Annotated in this window: 15 protein-coding genes; 13 read left to right on the plus strand and 2 right to left on the minus strand. The window is 72.0% G+C overall.

From position 1 onward, the window contains the following. Positions 1 to 127: 127 nt before the first annotated feature. Both ACWDUD_RS22705 and ACWDUD_RS22710 read right to left on the minus strand, forming a co-directional pair. Entirely contained in the window at positions 128 to 562 is a 435-nt protein-coding gene (locus ACWDUD_RS22705; protein ID WP_450110751.1) for a PaaI family thioesterase, read from the minus strand. Between the two features lie 239 nt (positions 563 to 801). Further along, positions 802 to 1,515, minus strand: coding sequence for a hypothetical protein (locus ACWDUD_RS22710; protein WP_450110752.1), 714 nt, complete (start codon positions 1,513 to 1,515; stop codon positions 802 to 804). A 206-nt stretch (positions 1,516 to 1,721) separates the two neighbouring features. On the opposite strand from ACWDUD_RS22710, the gene ACWDUD_RS22715 reads away from it, so the two are divergent. The 13 genes from ACWDUD_RS22715 to ACWDUD_RS22775 all read left to right on the plus strand — a co-directional run bounded on the left by ACWDUD_RS22715 (position 1,722) and on the right by ACWDUD_RS22775 (position 18,013). Continuing rightward, the gene (locus tag ACWDUD_RS22715; protein WP_450110753.1) at positions 1,722 to 3,149 is read left to right on the plus strand and encodes a FecCD family ABC transporter permease; all 1,428 of its coding nucleotides are present in this window, start codon (positions 1,722 to 1,724) and stop codon (positions 3,147 to 3,149) included. Positions 3,150 to 3,163: 14 nt separating this feature from the next. Continuing rightward, entirely contained in the window at positions 3,164 to 4,267 is a 1,104-nt protein-coding gene (locus tag ACWDUD_RS22720) for a FecCD family ABC transporter permease (RefSeq protein WP_450110787.1), read from the plus strand. Continuing rightward, a complete protein-coding gene (locus ACWDUD_RS22725) occupies positions 4,264 to 5,187 on the plus strand; it encodes an ABC transporter ATP-binding protein (RefSeq protein WP_450110754.1) in 924 nt (307 codons plus the stop codon). Before ACWDUD_RS22720 ends, ACWDUD_RS22725 begins: the two co-directional genes overlap by 4 nt. A 43-nt stretch (positions 5,188 to 5,230) precedes the next feature. Next, the gene (locus ACWDUD_RS22730; RefSeq protein WP_197252634.1) at positions 5,231 to 5,641 is read left to right on the plus strand and encodes a BlaI/MecI/CopY family transcriptional regulator; all 411 of its coding nucleotides are present in this window, start codon (positions 5,231 to 5,233) and stop codon (positions 5,639 to 5,641) included. Positions 5,642 to 5,654: 13 nt separating this feature from the next. Then, the gene (locus ACWDUD_RS22735) at positions 5,655 to 6,608 is read left to right on the plus strand and encodes a M56 family metallopeptidase (RefSeq protein WP_197252635.1); all 954 of its coding nucleotides are present in this window, start codon (positions 5,655 to 5,657) and stop codon (positions 6,606 to 6,608) included. 86 nt (positions 6,609 to 6,694) lie between these two features. Continuing rightward, on the plus strand, positions 6,695 to 8,155 hold the full coding sequence (gene gndA, locus ACWDUD_RS22740) for an NADP-dependent phosphogluconate dehydrogenase (RefSeq protein WP_197252636.1): 1,461 nt from the start codon (positions 6,695 to 6,697) through the stop codon (positions 8,153 to 8,155). A gap of 7 nt (positions 8,156 to 8,162) precedes the next feature. Further along, on the plus strand, positions 8,163 to 9,062 hold the full coding sequence (locus tag ACWDUD_RS22745; protein WP_450110755.1) for a DMT family transporter: 900 nt from the start codon (positions 8,163 to 8,165) through the stop codon (positions 9,060 to 9,062). Between the two features lie 214 nt (positions 9,063 to 9,276). Continuing rightward, positions 9,277 to 10,698: a hemolysin family protein gene (locus ACWDUD_RS22750; RefSeq protein ID WP_450110756.1), complete on the plus strand. Its 1,422-nt coding sequence runs from the start codon at positions 9,277 to 9,279 to the stop codon at positions 10,696 to 10,698. Continuing rightward, positions 10,695 to 11,783, plus strand: a complete 1,089-nt coding sequence (locus ACWDUD_RS22755) for a hemolysin family protein (protein WP_450110757.1) — start codon at positions 10,695 to 10,697, stop codon at positions 11,781 to 11,783. Before ACWDUD_RS22750 ends, ACWDUD_RS22755 begins: the two co-directional genes overlap by 4 nt. A 7-nt stretch (positions 11,784 to 11,790) precedes the next feature. Beyond that, on the plus strand, positions 11,791 to 12,735 hold the full coding sequence (locus ACWDUD_RS22760; protein ID WP_450110758.1) for a 3-methyladenine DNA glycosylase: 945 nt from the start codon (positions 11,791 to 11,793) through the stop codon (positions 12,733 to 12,735). Positions 12,736 to 12,809: 74 nt separating this feature from the next. Then, positions 12,810 to 14,993, plus strand: coding sequence for a malate synthase G (locus tag ACWDUD_RS22765; protein ID WP_450110759.1), 2,184 nt, complete (start codon positions 12,810 to 12,812; stop codon positions 14,991 to 14,993). Between the two features lie 106 nt (positions 14,994 to 15,099). Next, a complete protein-coding gene (locus ACWDUD_RS22770; protein WP_450110760.1) occupies positions 15,100 to 16,860 on the plus strand; it encodes a substrate-binding domain-containing protein in 1,761 nt (586 codons plus the stop codon). A gap of 4 nt (positions 16,861 to 16,864) precedes the next feature. Next, positions 16,865 to 18,013 carry a metallophosphoesterase gene (locus ACWDUD_RS22775; protein WP_450110761.1) on the plus strand — a complete coding sequence of 383 codons (1,149 nt, stop codon included), beginning with the start codon at positions 16,865 to 16,867 and terminating at the stop codon, positions 18,011 to 18,013. Positions 18,014 to 18,030 lie beyond the last annotated feature (17 nt).

Genomic DNA, 18,030 nt, shown 5'->3' on the forward strand with positions numbered 1-18,030 from the left:
CCGCGGGCGCGAGCACGGGCGTTTGTGGATCACGATGCAGTACGTTCCCGGTGTCACGGCCGCGGACCTGATCGCGGCGGCACCGGGTGCCCGAGCCGGCGGACCGTAGTTCTAGTGGCCGATAGCTCTAGTGGCCGATGCGGTCGGCGTCGGTGATGTTGGCCAGGCGCACCTGCCCGTGCGCGACCGTGCGGTCCTGCTCGTCGGTGATCGCGACCTGCCACAGCTGCTGGGTGCGGCCACGCTGCAGCGGGGTGCCGGTCGCGGTGAGCACGCCCTCGCGGGTGGCGCGCAGGAAGTCGGTGTTGTTGTTGACACCGACGACGTTGCCGCGGTCGCCGAACCACAGGGCACCGGCGATGCTCGCGACCGTTTCGATGACCGCGCAGTACACCCCGCCGTGCACGATGCCGTAGGGCTGGTGGTGGCTCGGGGTCACCGTCCAGCGCGCCACCACCCGATCCGGGCCGGTTTCGACGAATTCGAGCCCGAGCGCGGTACCGAAGCCGACGTTGTTGGCGTCGGTGGTGGCGGCGGGATCGGGGCTGAGTTGCTTGGTCATGAAGTCTCCGTCGTCTCGGCTGTCCGGGCGTTACCGCCCTGTCCTGTCGGATGGTAGGCGCCCGCCGGGGCGCGCCGCCGCCGGGACGCGCGGGCGGTGCGGGCCCGGAAAAGGATCCGGCGGGCCCCGCGGTGATGCGGGGCCCGCCGTGGGAAGGACCGGGAGTCTCTGCAGCCCTCAGGACTCCGGCGCGGTCCGACAGTAGGTGACGACGATGATTGTAGGGAAGGCTGCCCTAATCAGGCAAGGCCTCGGACGGGAAACCCTGCGGAAACGAACGCGTCGAGCAGCTGCTGGCCGCGGCGCGCGGAGACCCGCCGCGACGACGCGGCGAGCATCGGCAGCTGCGCGGCGCCGGTGACGACCGCCCGGCCGACCAGCGCCCAGAACCGGGCGCCGTCGAGCGGCGCGCAGCCCTGCAGGGTCCGGTGCACCGTGGACAGGGCGGTCACGGCGCGGTGCGCCGTCCAGATCGCGAGGGCCTGTTCGCACGGCAGCACCACCACGCCGCGGGTGCCCTCGGCGGGATCGCCGGGCAGCACCCGCAGGGTGTCGTCGGCGACGCCGGCCCAGTCGATGCCGCCGTCGCTGTCCTGGTGGATCCACAGGTTCTCCAGGCCGGGATCCCAGGCGCGCCCGTCGAGGACGACCGGTGCCAGCACCCGCCCGACGACCACGTGGATCAGCGCCCCGGCGACCTGCTCGACGGCGATGCGCGGATCCTCGACGTCGTCGAGCACGCGGCGGTAGAGCAGGTCGACACGCTGGGCCCGGTCCTCGCCGGCCAGGCGCCACCAACGGCGGCGGGGTTCCTCGTCGACGCGGGCGACGGCGTAGACGCGGGGGGCGTCCGGCGCCAGCGCGCGCAGCCGGGTGCGCGTGTCGTCGAACGCGGACCCCGGGACCGCACAGATTTCCGGGACCTCGGGACGGGTCAGCAGCAGAGTCGACACCCACACACCTCCTGATCGGCAAGCAGCACCGCGGTTCCATACCCCACGGCTTGATTAGGTGAGCCTAACCTTGGCATGTGTGGGGTGGTTGCGCAACTCCCCAGGAGACGGGATAGATAGGATTCCGTAACCTAACTCTCCGTACGTCTCTCCGCGGACCTCGTCCGCGTCCCCGGCAGGCACCGATCCCGAGGAGCACCCCGCCCGTGACCACGATCCGACACCCGGGAGACTCACCGGTCCTGCCCGATCCGGGCCCCCCGGCGAGCCCCGCGCGGCGCGTGACCGCCACCGCGCTCGACGCCGCCCTGCTCGCCGTGCCGCTGGTGATCGGCGCGCTGCTCGTCGACACCCTCGCCGACGCGAACGGCGGCGGCCAGACCGACCGCATCGTCTTCGGGTTCGCCGCCGTCGCCGCCGCCGCCGGATTCTGGCTGTGGAACAACGGCCGCCGCGAGGGCCACACCGGCAGCAGCCTCGGCAAGCAGTGGACCGGCCTGGTCACCCGCGACGCCGCCACCGGCGCCCCGGTCGGCACCCGGCGCGCGCTGCTGCGCCGCGACACCGAGGTGGTCACCGACAAGATCGCCGCCGCCGACGGCTTCGCCCCGCTCCCCCCGGACAGCAGCGTCGCCGGGCTGCGGCGCCGCCGCCTGCTCGGTCTGGCCGCGCTGATCGTGCTGCTCGGTTTCGTGTTGCTGGCCAGCATCTCCATCGGCGCCCGCCCGATGACCTTCGCCGAGGTCCTGCACGCGCTGACCGTCAACGACGGCTCCGAGACCGACCTGATCGTGCACAGCCTGCGCATCCCCCGCACCGTGCTCGGTCTGGTCGTCGGGATCGCCCTCGGCATCGCCGGTGCCCTCATCCAGGGGCACACCCGCAACCCGCTCGCCGACCCCGGCCTGCTCGGCATCAACGCCGGCGCCGCGTTCCTCGTGGTGCTCTCGATCTACCTGTTCGGGATGACCACCCCGTCGCAGTACCTGTGGTTCGCGTTCGCCGGCGCCCTGCTCGCCGCGGTCACCGTCTTCGGGTTCGCGTCCATCGGCGGCGGCAAGGCCAGCCCGCTGAGCCTGGCGCTGGCCGGGGCCGCCGTCGCGTTCTTCCTGCAGGCCATGACCAACACGGTGGTGCTGCTCGACCAGACCACCCTCGACGGGTTCCGCTTCTGGGTGGTCGGCTCGGTCGCCGGCCGCGGCACCGACGTGCTGTGGCAGGTGCTGCCGTTCCTGGCCGCCGGCGTGGTCATCGCCCTCGCGAGTACCCCCGGCCTCAACGTGCTCGGCCTCGGCGAGGACGTGGCCCGCTCGCTCGGCACCAACGTCGCGGTCAGCCGCACCGTCGGCATCGTCGCGATCACCCTGCTCACCGGCGCCGCCACCGCCGCGTGCGGCCCGATCGCGTTCATCGGGCTGATCGTCCCGCACATCGCCCGCGCCATCACCGGACCCGATTACCGCTGGCTGGTGCCCTACGCGGGCCTGCTCGGCGGAATCCTGCTGCTGCTCGCCGACGTGATCGGCCGTATCGTCGTGCGCCCCGGCGAGCTGCAGGTCGGTATCGTGCTCGCCCTGATCGGCGCACCGTTCTTCATCGCCCTGGTCCGCCGACGGAAGCTGGTGTCCCTGTGACCGACTCGACCACCCTGGAGGCCCCGGAGCGGCGCCCCCGCCGCCTGGTGCAGGTCTCCGCCGCGATCCCGTCCCGCCCGGCCCTGCGGATCGGTCCCGTGTCGCTGGTGTGGCGCGGCCGGCACCTGCTGGTGTGTGCGGCGCTCGCCGTCGCCGCCTTCCTGCTGCTGTGCGTGAGCCTCGGCCGCGGCGACTACCCGCTGTCGGTGCCGCAGGTGCTCGACGTGCTCGCCGGCGGCGGCGCACGCCTGGACCGGTTCATCGTGCTGGATCTGCGGCTGCCCCGCGGCATCGGCGCCGTCGTCGTCGGCGCGGCCCTCGCGGTGGCCGGCGCGATCACCCAGTCGCTCTCGCGCAACCCGCTGGCCAGCCCCGACATCCTCGGCATCACCGCCGGTGCCGGCGCCGCGGCCGTCGCCCTGATCGTGGTGACCGGCGGCGGCTCGATCGTCGGGCTCCTCGCCGGTCTGGGCCTGCCGCTGGCCGCGCTGCTCGGCGGCCTGCTCACCGCGTTCGTGATCTACCTGCTGGCCTGGCGCAACGGCGTCGAGGGCTTCCGGCTGGTGCTCATCGGCATCGGCGCCAACGCCATGCTCATCGCGCTGACCAACTGGATGCTCGTCTCCGCCGACATCAACGACGTCGCCCGCGCCCAGGTCTGGCTCACCGGCTCCCTCAACGGCGCCGCCTGGAGCCAGGTGGTGCCGGCCGGCATCGCCCTGGCGGTGATCGGCACCTGGACGCTGATCGCCGGGTTCACCGTCGCTGCCCTGCGCCTCGGCGACGACACCGCCCGCTCCCTCGGCATCCGGCTGCAGACCCAGCAGGGCCTGCTGCTCGCCGCCGCGTGCGGCCTGGCCGGTATCGCCACCGCCGCGGCCGGACCCATCGGCTTCGTCGCCCTGGCCGCCCCCCAGCTCGCGGTGCGTCTCGTGCGCGCCGACGGCCCCCCGATCGTCGCCTCGGCCCTCACCGGGGCGGTGCTCGTCGTCGGCTCCGACATCATCGCCCGCACCGTCCTGCCGGTCGCCCTGCCCGTCGGGCTGGTCACCTCCGCCCTCGGCGGCCCGTTCCTGCTCTACCTCCTCGTGCGCTCCAACCGGAAGGTTTCCGCGTGACCGACACCACGACGTTCGCCCCGACCGACCCCGGCGCGGCGGCCACCGCCGACCCGCGGCTCATCGCCGAGCACCTGTCCCTCGGCTACGGCGACCGGCTCATCGTCGACGATCTCGACCTGATCGTGCCCACCGGCGTCGTCACCACCGTCATCGGTCCCAACGGCTGCGGCAAGTCCACGCTGCTGCGGGCGCTGAGCCGGTTGCTGCGGCCCCGCGCCGGCAGCGTGCTGCTCGACGGCCAGGTCATCACCTCGATGCGCACCCGCGAGGTCGCCCGGGTGCTCGGCATGCTGCCGCAGGCCCCCGTCGCCCCCGAGGGCCTGACCGTCGCCGACCTGGTCTCCCGCGGCCGGCACCCGCACCAGTCCTGGCTGCGGCAGTGGTCCTCCGACGACGAGCAGGAGGTCGGGGTCGCGCTGGAACAGACCGGCATCGCCGACCTCGCCGACCGGCCCGTCGACGAACTGTCCGGCGGGCAGCGGCAACGCGCCTGGATCTCGATGGCGCTGGCGCAGGGCACCGACATCCTGCTGCTGGACGAACCCACCACCTACCTCGACCTCGCGCACTCGGTGGAGGTGCTCGACCTCGTCGACCGGCTGCACAGCGAACTGGGCCGCACCGTGGTGATGGTGCTGCACGATCTGAACCTCGCGGTGCGCTACAGCGATCACCTCGTCGTGATGAAGGCCGGGCGCATCGTCGCCGCCGGCGCCCCCGCCGAGGTGATCTCCGTCGAGTTGCTGCGCGAGGTGTTCGGCCTCGACGCCGCCGTCATCGACGACCCGGTGTCCGGGCGGCCGTTGATCGTGCCGATCGGCGCGCGGCACGTCTACGGCACCGTCGGCGGCGCGGACCGGCCCGGGGTGAAGGGCCGCGACACGCCGGGCGACCAGGACCAAAGACCCTACGACTAGGGGTAGTACGCACAGCGTCGGAGAGAGTCCGTAGAATCGTTGCATGGCAGCACTCGGCGAACTCGAGCGAGCAGTGATGGACCACCTCTGGGCTTCCACCGAACCCCAGACGGTGCGGCAGGTCCACGAGGCCCTGTCCAGTCGACGGTCCCTCGCGTACACCACGGTCATGACCGTCCTGCAACGACTCGCGAAGAAGAATCTGGTCATCCAGCAGCGCGACGACCGTGCCCACCGCTACCTGCCGGTGCACGGCCGGGAAGAACTCGTCGCCGGACTCATGGTCGACGCCCTCGACCAAGCCGACAGCCGCGGCCGCACCGCCGCACTCGTCCACTTCGTCGGCCGCGTCGGCGCCGACGAAGCCGCAGCTCTGCGCGAAGCGCTGGCCGCCCTCGAAGCCAAGGAAGCCGACACGTCCACGACCCCCGAGCACGACGGCCGCACGAGCTGACACACTGGATGCCATGAACGCGACCACCGCGCTGGTCTTCGGCATCCTCGCGCTGTTCCTCGCCGGCCCCGTCCCGGCGCTGCTGAGCAGAGCGACCTGGCCGTACCGCACGCCCCGCGCCGCCCTGGTGCTGTGGCAGGCGGTCGCGCTCGCCGCGGTCCTGTCCGCGTTCAGCTCCGGCCTCGCCATCGCGGCGCTGCTACTCGTCCCCGGCGAGGACGGGCGGCCCACCACCGAACCGCTCCGCGAGATCGACGTGCTCGGGCTGCCGCTGTGGCTCACCTACGTGCTCGTGTTCACCGCGACCGTGCTCATCGGCGCCCGGCTGATGTACTCCACGCTGCGGGTGGCGGTGCGCACCCGCCGCCGCCGCTCCCGGCACCGCACCCTCGTCGACCTGCTCGACCGCCGCGAAAGCGGCGCCGCGATCCGCCAGCTCCCGCACGTGCGCATCCTCGACAGCGCCGACCCCATCGCCTACTGCCTGCCCGGGTTGCGGCACCGGGTGGTGCTCAGCGAAGGCACCCTCGATCACCTCGACGACACCGAACTGCGCGCCGTGCTCAGCCACGAGCACTCCCACCTGCGGGCCCGGCACGACCTCGTCCTCGAGGCCTTCACCGCCGTCTACGAGGCGTTCCCCCGCTGGGTGCGTTCCGGCTCGGCGCTCGGCTCGGTGCAGCTGCTCATCGAGATGCTCGCCGACGACTCGGCCGTCCGCGCCACCGGGCCCGTCCCGCTGGCCCGCGCCCTCGTCACCTGCGCCGAATCCCGCACCCCGAACGGCGCGATGGCCGTCGGCGGTCCCTCCACGCTGCTGCGCGTCCAGCGGCTCGCCGGACCGGGCGGCGACACCCGCACCGCCGCCGTCGCCTACATCGCCGCCGCCGCGATCCTCGTGATCCCCACCCTCGCGGTCGCGGTGCCCTGGCTCGTCGAGGTCGAACGCCTGCTGCGTTCCTGGTGACCCCCCCGCCGATAGTGACGTAGGTCACATTCGGAAACGCGCGACCCCGATCTCCGCACCGGCAGGTGACAGGGGAAGCTGTATCCATGACCGTCGAAGACTCCGCAACCCCCGCAACGCCCCGCGCCCAGATCGGCGTCACCGGCCTGGCCGTCATGGGATCGAACATCGCCCGCAACTTCGCCCGCAACGGGTACACCGTCGCCCTGCACAACCGCAGCATCGCCAAGACCGACGCGCTGCTCGCCGAGCACGGCGGCGACGGCGACTTCGTGCGCACCGAGACCGTCGAGGAGTTCGTCACCGCGCTGGAGAAGCCCCGACGCGTCCTGATCATGGTCAAGGCCGGCGACGCCACCGACGCGGTCATCGGCGAGCTCGCGGACGCCATGGAACCCGGCGACATCATCATCGACGGCGGCAACGCCCTCTACACCGACACCATCCGCCGCGAAGCCGAACTGCGCGCCCGCGGCCTGCACTTCGTCGGCGCCGGCATCTCCGGCGGCGAGGAAGGAGCCCTCAACGGCCCGTCCATCATGCCCGGCGGCCCCGCCGAATCCTATGCCGCCGTCGGCCCGCTGCTCGAGAAGATCGCCGCCCAGGTCGACGGCACCCCCTGCTGCACCCACATCGGCCCCGACGGCGCCGGACACTTCGTCAAGATGGTCCACAACGGCATCGAATACGCCGACATGCAGCTCATCGGCGAGGCCTACCACCTGCTGCGCGACGCGCTCGGCTACGACGCCGGACAGATCGCCGACGTCTTCGCCGACTGGAACACCGGCACCCTCGAGTCCTACCTCATCGAGATCACCGCCGACGTGCTCCGCCAGACCGACGCCGCCACCGGCAAACCCCTCGTCGACGTCATCGTCGACGCCGCCGAACAGAAGGGCACCGGACGCTGGACCGTCAAGGCCGCCCTCGACCTCGGCGTCCCGGTCACCGGCATCGCCGAGGCCGTCTTCGCCCGCGCCCTGTCCGGCTCCCGCGACCAGCGGGCCGCCGCCCGCGGCCTGGCCGCCGGCACCCTCGGCGCCGCCCCCACCGACGCCGCGCAGTTCACCGAGGACATCCGCGCCGCCCTGTACGCCTCGAAGATCGTCGCCTACGCCCAGGGCTTCGACCAGATCGCCGCCGGCAGCGCCGAATACGGCTGGAACGTCGACCGCGCGGCACTGGCCACCATCTGGCGCGGCGGCTGCATCATCCGCGCCCAGTTCCTCAACCGCATCAAGGAGGCCTACGACGCCGACCCGGCCCTGCCCAGCCTGATCCTGGCCCCCTACTTCCGGGACGCCATCGAGGCGGGCATCGACAGCTGGCGCCGCGTCGTGGTCACCGCCACCCAGCTCGGCATCCCGATCCCGGCGTTCGCCTCGTCCCTGTCCTACTACGACGGCCTGCGCGCCGAACGCCTGCCCGCCGCCCTCACCCAGGGCCAGCGCGACTTCTTCGGTGCCCACACCTACGAGCGCACCGACCGGCCCGGCAAGTTCCACACCCTCTGGAGCGGCGACCGCAGCGAAGTCGACGCCTGACCCGCACATGACCGGCACCGCGGCGGCCTCGGCGGCGTGCGCCCTCGCCGCCGCGGTGCTGTTCGCCGCCGCCAGCGTCGCCCAGCAGCGCTCCGCCGCCGCCGTCCCCGGCGACCGGTCCCTGCTGGGCGGGCTGCTGCGCAGCCCCCGCTGGTGGGCCGGCATCCTCGGCGACGGCGGCGGCTACCTGCTGCAGGTCGCCGCGCTGGCGCTCGGCGCGATCCTGCTCGTCCAACCCCTGCTCGTGACCTCGCTGCTGTTCGCGCTGCCGATGTCCGCGCTCGCCGGCGGCCGCCGCATCGGCCGCAGCACCTGGCTGCTCGCCGCCGCCCTGTGCGTGTCCCTGGCGGTGTTCCTCGTCGTCGGCAACCCCACCGAAGGCGCGCTCGACGCGGCCGCCCGGCACTGGGCGCTGCCGCTCGGCACGGTCCTGGCGGTCGCGGCCGCGACCGTCGGCGCCGCCGCGCTCCCGGTCGGCGCCCCCACCCGGGCGCTGCTTCTCGGGTCGGCCGGCGGCATCCTCTTCGGCGTCGCCGTCGTGTTCACCAAACACGTCACCGACCTGTTCGAACACGGCCTCGGCACGGTCGCCGGCTCCTGGCAGACCTGGGCGCTGGTCACCGCCGGTCTCACCGGCGGCTACCTGCAGCAACTCGCCTTCCAGGCCGGGGCGCTCGGCGCATCCCTGCCCGCCCTGACCATCGGCGAACCCCTCGCCGCGGCGTTCCTCGGCATGACCGTGCTCGGGGAACGGCTGCGGGTCGACGGCCCCGGCCTGGCGCTGGTCGTCGCGTCCGTCGTCGTCATGCTCGCCACCACCGTCGCCCTGTCCCGCGACCAGGCGCACCACACCCCCGACACCGCCGCGCACCCGCACGACGCGACCGATCCGGACATCGCCCAGTAGAATGGTGCCCCATCCGACCACGCTCGGCGCGCGGCGACCGCGCGGCCGAGCCCGACGAGAGGAACCAGGTGCCCACGGCACCCACTATCACCAGCACGGCACTATCCCCGGTCGTCACGGCCGACGCGGACTCCGATTCCGCCGGTTCGGAGGGCTCCTCTAGCGAGCCGGGTGACAGACCCGGCGGAACCGAAACCCGGCAGGAGCGGCCCTGATGTCCGTTCTGCTGTCCATACTTTCCCTGGTCGGCTTCGTTGCGCTGACCGTCGGCACGGCCCTGTTCGTGGCCGCCGAATTCTCCCTGACCGCGCTCGAACGCAGCACCGTCGACGCCCACGCCCGGGACGGTGACCGCCGCGCCCGCCAGGTGCAGCACGCCCACCGCACCCTCTCGTTCCAGCTGTCCGGCGCCCAGCTGGGCATCACCATCACCACCCTGATCACCGGCTACCTCGCCGAACCGGTGCTGGCGCGGTTCCTGAACCCGCTGTTGCAGGCCGTGGGCCTGAGCGAATCCACCGCCTCCGGCATCTCCCTCGCCCTCGCCCTGATCCTCGCCACCTCCTTCTCGATGATCTTCGGGGAGTTGGTGCCGAAGAACCTGGCCATCGCCCACCCGCTCGGCACCGCCCGCGCCACCGCGGGACTGCAGGTCGCGTTCTCGCTCGTATTCAAGTGGGCCATCCACGGCCTGAACGGCTCCGCGAACTGGGTGGTGCGGCGGCTCGGCATCGAACCCGCCGAGGAACTGCGCTCGGCGCGGTCCCCGCAGGAACTCGGCTCCCTGGTCCGCGCCTCCGCGGAAAGCGGTGCCCTGGACGAACGCACCGCGTTGCTCGTCGACCGCTCCCTACGGTTCGGCGACCGCACCGCCGAGGACCTGATGACCCCGCGGGTGACCATCGAATGCCTCGACCAGCACGACACCGTGCTGGACCTGATCGACCTGTCCGACCGCACCGGCTACTCGCGGTTCCCCGTCGTCGACGGCGACCTCGACGCCACCCTCGGGGTCGTGCACGTCAAACACGCCTTCACCGTTCCGGGTCCGCGCCGCGCCCACACCCCGCTGCGCACCCTCGCCCGGCAGGTGCCGATCGTGCCGTCGACCCTCGACGGCGACGAGGTGATGGAACGCGTCCGCGCCGACGGCATGCAGGTCGCGCTCGTCGTCGACGAATACGGCGGCACCGCCGGCATCATCACCATGGAGGACCTCATCGAGGAGATCGTCGGCGACGTCCGCGACGAACACGACGAACCCGAACCCGACGCCCGGCAACTCGACGACGGCTGGTCCTGCTCCGGGCTGCTGCGCATCGACGAGATCGCCGGCCTCACCGGCTACCACGCCCCCGACGGCGACTACGAAACCATCGGCGGCCTGATCCTCGACGAACTCGGCCGCATCCCCGACACCGGCGACGAGATGCTGCTCCCGGCGCGTCCCGGCGACCACACCGAACGCTGGCTCGCCAGGATCCTGGCGATGGACGGACACCGCATCGACCGGATCCTGCTGACCCCGGTCCCCGCGGACACCGACCCCGACGCGGCCCCCGAGACGCACGACACCGACGGTGGCGCCGCGGACCACACCGACCCGGTCGCGCACACGAACGGAGAGCAGCGATGAACGACCTGCTCGGTGTCCTGCTCACCGTGGTGCTCCTCGCCGGCAACGCCTTCTTCGTCGGCGCCGAATTCGCGCTCATCACCGCCCGCCGCGACCGGCTCGAATCGCTCGTCGCCCAGGGCAAGAAACGCGCCGCGACCGTCATCGACGCCGGGGAACACCTGTCGCTGATGCTCGCCGGATCCCAGCTGGGCATCACCATCTGCTCGATCCTGCTCGGCCGCGTCGGCGAACCGGCGATCGCGCACCTGATCGAGGCGCCGCTGCACGCGGCCGGCCTGCCGGACTCGCTGCTGCATCCCCTCGCGTTCACCGTCGCGCTCGCGCTCGTGGTGATCCTGCACATCCTGCTCGGCGAGATGGTGCCCAAGAACATCGCGATCGCCGGACCGGAACGCACCGCGATGCTCCTCGTCCCGGTGCACCTGCTGTTCATGCGCCTGGCCAAGCCGCTCATCGCGTTCTACAACCTGTGCGCCAACCTGTCCCTGCGGCTGATGCGGGTCGAACCGAAGGACGAACTCGAGGTCACCGTCACCGCCATCGAACTGTCGGAGATGATCGGCGAATCCCGCTCCGAAGGGCTGCTCGACGAGGAGGAACACCGCCGCCTCACCCAGGCCCTGGAAACCAGCGGCCGCACCGTCACCGAGGTGATGATCCCCATCGACCGGGTACGGACCGTGCCGATCACCGCCGGCGGCACCACCCTCGGGGTGCTCGAACAGGCCGTCATCGACACCGGCTTCTCCCGCTACCCGACCCTCGACCCGACCGGGAAGGTCACCGGCTACCTGCACATCAAGGACGTGCTGGAGCTGGTGCGCGACGAGAACGCCGGACCCGACACGGTGATCCCGCCCGCGGAGGTGCGGGAACTGCCGCAGGTCGCGCTCACCAGCGCACTCGACGACGCCCTCGCGCTGCTGCGCCGCACCAGCTCCCACCTGGGCGGGGTGGTCGACGCCACCGGCACCGTCGTCGGCATCGTCGCCCTCGAGGACCTCGTCGAGGAATTCGTCGGAACCGTGCGCGACGCCACCCACCGCATCGCCGACCCCGCCCCGGGGAACCGCACTCCGTGAGCCGCCGATGACCCCCCACACCCGCACCGGAACCCCCGGCACGGCCGCGGCGGTGCGGTCCGAACCCGACTGGACCGCCCGCCGCGACCGGCACCGCGCCGCCGCCGACGAGCTGCTCGCCGGGCACCTGCGCCGGCGCGCGGCCCGGCAGGCCCATCCGGTGCACGACTTCCTGTTCACCTACTACAACCACCGGCCCAACCAGCTGCGGCGTTGGCATCCCGGTTTCGGGGTGGTGCTGCTCGGCGACGCCACCCGCGAGTACCGCGACCATCCCGCCTACGAACGCGTCGTCGTCGACGGGCAGCCCGGGGTCACGGTGTCCCGGCGCGCGGCGCTCGACCGGCTCGGCACGGTCGAGTTCGTGCGGGATCTGCTCGCGGCCACCGCGTCCCGGCCGCCGCAGCTCGGCTGCTTCGGGCTGCACGAGTGGGCGATGGTGTACCGCACGGACGACGCCGGGGTGCGGCACAACGCGGTGCCGCTGCGGCTCGGGCACGACGGCACCGACGCGGTGGTGGAATCATTGCAGTTGCGCTGCACCCATTACGACGCGTTCCGGTTCTTCACCCCCGAGGCGGCCCCGCGCAACGCCGAGACCCTGACCCGGCAGACCCAGATCGACCGGGAACAACCCGGCTGCCTGCACGCCGGCATGGACCTGTACAAGTGGTGCTACAAACTGTCCCCGCTGGTCGAGTCGGACCTGCTCCTGGACTGCTTCCGGCACGCCCGGGCGGCACGCGAACTGGACATGAGGGCCAGCCCGTATGATCTGAGCGAATACGGCTACTCGCCCATCACGATCGAGACTGCCGCCGGACGCGCACAGTACGTCCGCGAGCAGTCGGCGCTCACCACCCGCGCCGCAGCCCTGCGCCAGGAGCTGCTGAATCGATGCACCGCGCTGGCGGCGTGTCTCACCGACACGCAGATAACTACCGGCGGGTAACATGTTGGTGTTTTTCGTGCGGCACCGGTCGGCCCGACCGCACCGGGTGCACAGTTACCGGAAAGAGTGAGGCAATGACAGAACGCGTTCAGGTCGGCGGACTCCAGGTCGCCAAGGTGCTCTACGACTTCGTCAACAACGAGGCCATCCCCGGGTCCGGTGTCGACGCGGACGCGTTCTGGGCCGGCGCCGACAAGGTCATCCACGACCTCGCGCCCCGCAACCGGGAACTGCTCGCCATCCGCGACGACCTCCAGGGCAAGATCGACACCTGGCACCGCGACCGCGCCGGACAGCCCCACGACCCGGCCGCCTACAAGGCGTTCCTGCAGGAGATCGGCTACCTCGTGCCGGTGCCCGCCCCGTTCGAGGTGACCACCGCCAACATCGACTCCGAGATCGCCACCACCGCCGGCCCGCAGCTGGTCGTGCCGGTCCTCAACGCCCGCTTCGCGCTCAACGCCGCCAACGCCCGCTGGGGCTCGCTGTACGACGCGCTGTACGGCACCGACGCCATCTCCGAGGAAGGCGGCGCCGAAAAGGGCACCGGCTACAACAAGGTCCGCGGCGACAAGGTCATCGCCTGGGCCCGCGACTTCCTCGACAAGGCCGCACCCCTGGCGACCGGCTCCCACACCGGCACCACCGCCTACCGCATCGAGGACGGCGCGCTGAAGGTCACCCTCGCCGACGGCACCGTCACCACCCTCGCCCAGCCCGAGAAGCTCGTCGGCTACCTCGGCGACCCCGCCGCCCCCACCTCGGTCCTGCTGCGCAACAACGGCCTGCACATCGACATCCAGATCGACCCGGCCTCCCCGATCGGCAGCACCGACACCGCCGGCATCAAGGATCTCGTCCTCGAATCGGCCGTCACCACCATCATGGACTTCGAGGACTCCGTCGCCGCCGTCGACGCCGACGACAAGGTCGTCGGCTACCGCAACTGGCTCGGCCTCAACCGCGGCGACCTGTCCGAATCGTTCACCAAGGGCGACAAGACCCTCACCCGCACCCTCAACGCCAACCGTGTCTACACCGCACTCGACGGCAGCGACCTCGAACTGCACGGCCGCTCCCTGCTGTTCGTCCGCAACGTCGGTCACCTCATGACCAACCCCGCCGTCCTCGACAGCGAGGGCAACGAGGTCCCCGAAGGCATCCTCGACGCCCTGATCACCACCCTGTGCGCCATCCACGGCCTGCACACCGACGAGGCCCACGGCCCGCTCGGCAACAGCCGCACCGGCTCGATCTACATCGTCAAGCCCAAGCAGCACGGCCCCGACGAATCCGCCTTCACCACCGAGCTGTTCGGCCGCGTCGAGGACGTCCTCGGCCTGCCCCGCAACACCCTCAAGGTCGGCATCATGGACGAGGAACGACGCACCACCGTCAACCTCGCCGCCTGCATCGAGGCCGCCTCCGAGCGCGTCGCGTTCATCAACACCGGCTTCCTCGACCGCACCGGCGACGAGATCCACACCTCCATGGAAGCCGGCGCCGTGGTCCGCAAGGCCGCCATGAAGCAGCAGAAGTGGATCCTCGCCTACGAGGACTGGAACGTCGACACCGGCCTCGCCTGCGGACTGCAGGGCAAGGCGCAGATCGGCAAGGGCATGTGGGCCATGACCGACCTCATGCACGACATGCTCGTGCAGAAGATCGGCCAGCCCAAGGCCGGCGCCAACACCGCCTGGGTGCCCTCGCCCACCGGCGCCACCCTGCACGCCACCCACTACCACGAGGTCGACGTCTTCGCCGTCCAGGACGAGCTCGCGGGCAAGACCCGCGCCACCGTCGACGACATCCTCACCATCCCGCTCGCCGAGAACACCGACTGGTCCGACGCCGAGAAGCGCGAGGAACTCGACAACAACTGCCAGTCCATCCTCGGCTACGTGGTGCGCTGGATCGACCAGGGCGTCGGCTGCTCCAAGGTCCCCGATATCCACGACGTCGCGCTCATGGAGGACCGCGCCACCCTGCGCATCTCCAGCCAGCTGCTCGCCAACTGGATCCGCCACGACGTCGTCAGCGCCGAGGACGTCGTCGCCGCCCTCGAGCGGATGGCTCCCGTCGTCGACCGGCAGAACGCCGGCGACGCCGCCTACCGCCCGATGGCCCCGAACTTCGACGACAGCATCGCCTTCCAGGCCGCCAAGGAACTGATCCTCGAAGGCACCAAGCAGCCCAGCGGCTACACCGAGCCGATCCTGCACCGCCGCCGCCGCGAGTACAAGGCCAAGTACGCCTGATCCGCAGCACACGACGCGGGGCCCCGTCCGACCCGGACCGGGGCCCCGCCCCGTTTTCCGTACACTGCGGGAGCCCGGAAAGAGAAGAAACGAGGCGGACGAACACGTGAGTCGACATCGCAGTTCCGGCGGCGTCCGAGGCATCAGCAAAGGCCCGATCATCGCCGTCGTCACCATCGTGCTGCTCGTCCTCGCCACCATCGGCTGGTTCCGGCTCCGCGACCACATCGACGACCAGGGCATCCAGGCCGCCCAGACCTGCGTCGAAGGCGACGCCGTCCTCCAGGTCAGCGCCGACCCCGCGATCACCCCCGCCCTCACCACCCTGGCCGAACAGTGGACCGCCGACACCCGCCGCGTCATCCGCGACCACTGCATCACCGCCCGGGTCACCGCCACCCCCGGCACCCCCGCCGCCGCGGCCCTCGCCACCGGCGGCTGGGACCCCGCCCTCGGACCCGAACCCGCCCTGTGGGTCCCCGCCGACACCCGCGCCACCACCCGCGCCGCGGACGCCGTCGCCGGACAACCCAAATCCCTCGCCGCCTCCCCCCTCGTCCTCGCCGTCCCCCCGGAACTCGCGCAAGCCCTCACCACCGCCGGGATCGACTGGGATCGACTGCCCGACCTGCAGGCCCGGCCCGACGCACTCGACACCCTTGGACTGCCCAGGTGGGGTGCCCTGCGCCTCGCCCTCCCCACCGGCGCCGACACCGACGCGACCACCGCCGCCCTCGAGGCCGTCGCCGCCGCCGTGACCGGCACCGGCACCGGTGCCCTCACCCTCGACCGGGCCGAGTCCCGGCCCGCCGTCGCCGCCGTCACCGCACTCGCGCTCGGCGCCAACCCGCTCGGCGCCGCCGCCGGCCCCACCACCGCCGACGCGCTCACCGCCGTCGCCACCGCACCCACCGCCACCGGCGCCGTGCACGCCGTCCCCGTCGTCGAACAACACCTGTACACGGCGCTGAAGAACCACACCCTCGCCGGCATCACCACCTACCGGCCCGCCGGCCCCGCCCCGACCGCCGACTACCCCGCCGCCATCGTCGACGCCCCCTGGGTCGACGAAACCCTCTCCCGCGCCGCCGCCGAATTCGTCGACTACGTCCGGCAACCCGAGCAGGCCCGCGTCCTCGCCGACGCCGGATTCCGCGTCGACGGACAACCCACCCCCACCGGCGCCCCGCTGCCGTTCGAACCGCTCGGCCCCGCACTCGCCACCCCCGACGCCGCCACCGTCGACGCCCTCCTGCGCACCCGGCTCAACCCGGTCCCCACCCGCACGACCGTCCTCCTGATCGACACCGGCGCATCCGACCCGCTCGGCACCGTCACCACCACCCTCGCCGCCGTCCTGGACCGCTCACCCGACAACTCCGAGATCGGACTGCGGTTCTCCCCGAACAGCGACGACACCACCGATCCGGCCGCCGTCGACCTCGGTGCCCTCATCGCCGACCGGCGCGCGGCGCTCACCGCCGCGCTGTCCGATCCCGACACCGGATCGCCGCTCACCTACGACGCGATCACCGAGGCCTACCGCGACGCCGCCAACGGGTACCGCCCCGGCCGCCCCAACTCGCTGCTCATCGTCACCACCGGAATCGACGACACGGCAACCGACGACACCGCCCGCGAAGAACTCCTCGACCTCGTCGCCGAAACCCAGGCCCGCGACCGGGACATCCGCATCGACATCGTCCTCCTCGATACCACCACGACCGACACCACCACGACCGCGAGCACCGCCACCACCGGCACCGACCTCGAAACCCTCGCCGACGACACCGGCGGCACCTTCGTCACCGTCGACCCGGACAACGGCACCACCCTGTCCGACACCCTCCGAAAGCTGATGTCCTGACACCGTGATCCGGCTACTCGTCGTAGGAACCTTCCTCGCCCTCCTCACCTTCTGGCTGCACCGCCGCTACGTCCGCGCCCCCGAACTGCGCGGGCCGGCCGCCATCGCCGCCACCACCGTCCTCGTCGCCGGAGCCGCCCTCACCCTCACCGCCTCCCTCGTCGGCACCACCCTCGACCCCGCCTGGGCACGCCCCCTCGGCTACCTCGGCTGGACCTGGCTCGCCGTCCTGCTGTACCTGACGCTCTGGGCCGTCGTGATCGGCCTGACCCGCCTCGCGAACCGGCTGTCCTGGTCCCTGCGACGCACCGAACGACCCACCGCCCCCTCCCGACGCCGCACCCTGCGCATCGCCACCGCCGTCGCCGCCCTCACCTCGGTCACCGCCGTCGCATACGGAACCGTCGAAGCCTCCCACCCCCGCATCGCGCACGTGCGGGTACCGCTCCAGCGCCTGCCCGCCGAATTCGACGGGCTGCGCGTCGCCCTCGTCACCGACCTGCACGTCGGCCCGGCGCGCGGCGCGGACTTCACCCGCAAGGTCGTCGACCTCGTCGCCGGCGAGAACCCCGACCTGATCGTGCTCGGCGGCGACCTCAGCGACGGCACCATCGCGCGCGTCGCCGCCGACCTCGAACCCCTCCGGGACCTGGACGCACCACTCGGGGTGTTCGGGGTCAGCGGCAACCACGAGTACTACTCCGACGACGCCCTGGCCTGGCTCGACCACTGGGAAACCCTGGGCGTGCAGACACTGCGCAACGAACACGTCACCCTCACCCGCGGCGCCGACAGCATCGACATCGCCGGGGTGTACGACTGGACGGCCCCTGCCCCGCACGAAGCCGACCTCGCGGCGGCCCTCGACGGCCGCGACCCGAACCGGTTCGTGCTGCTCGCCGCGCACCAGCCCCGCCAGGTACTCGACGCCGCCGAACTCGGCGTCGACCTGCAACTGTCCGGCCACACCCACGGCGGCCAGATGTGGCCGCTCGGCCTGTTCGTGCCCCTGGCCAACCCGAGCGTCACCGGACTCGACCGGTTCGACGACACCACCCTCTACACCTCGCGCGGCGCCGGCGCGTGGGGGCCACCCGTCCGCGTCGCCGCACCCCCCGAGATCACGATCCTCGAACTCGTCACCGAACCCTGATCGAATCCGGACCCCTG

It is taken from the genome of Rhodococcus sp. NPDC003382 (assembly GCF_053589135.1).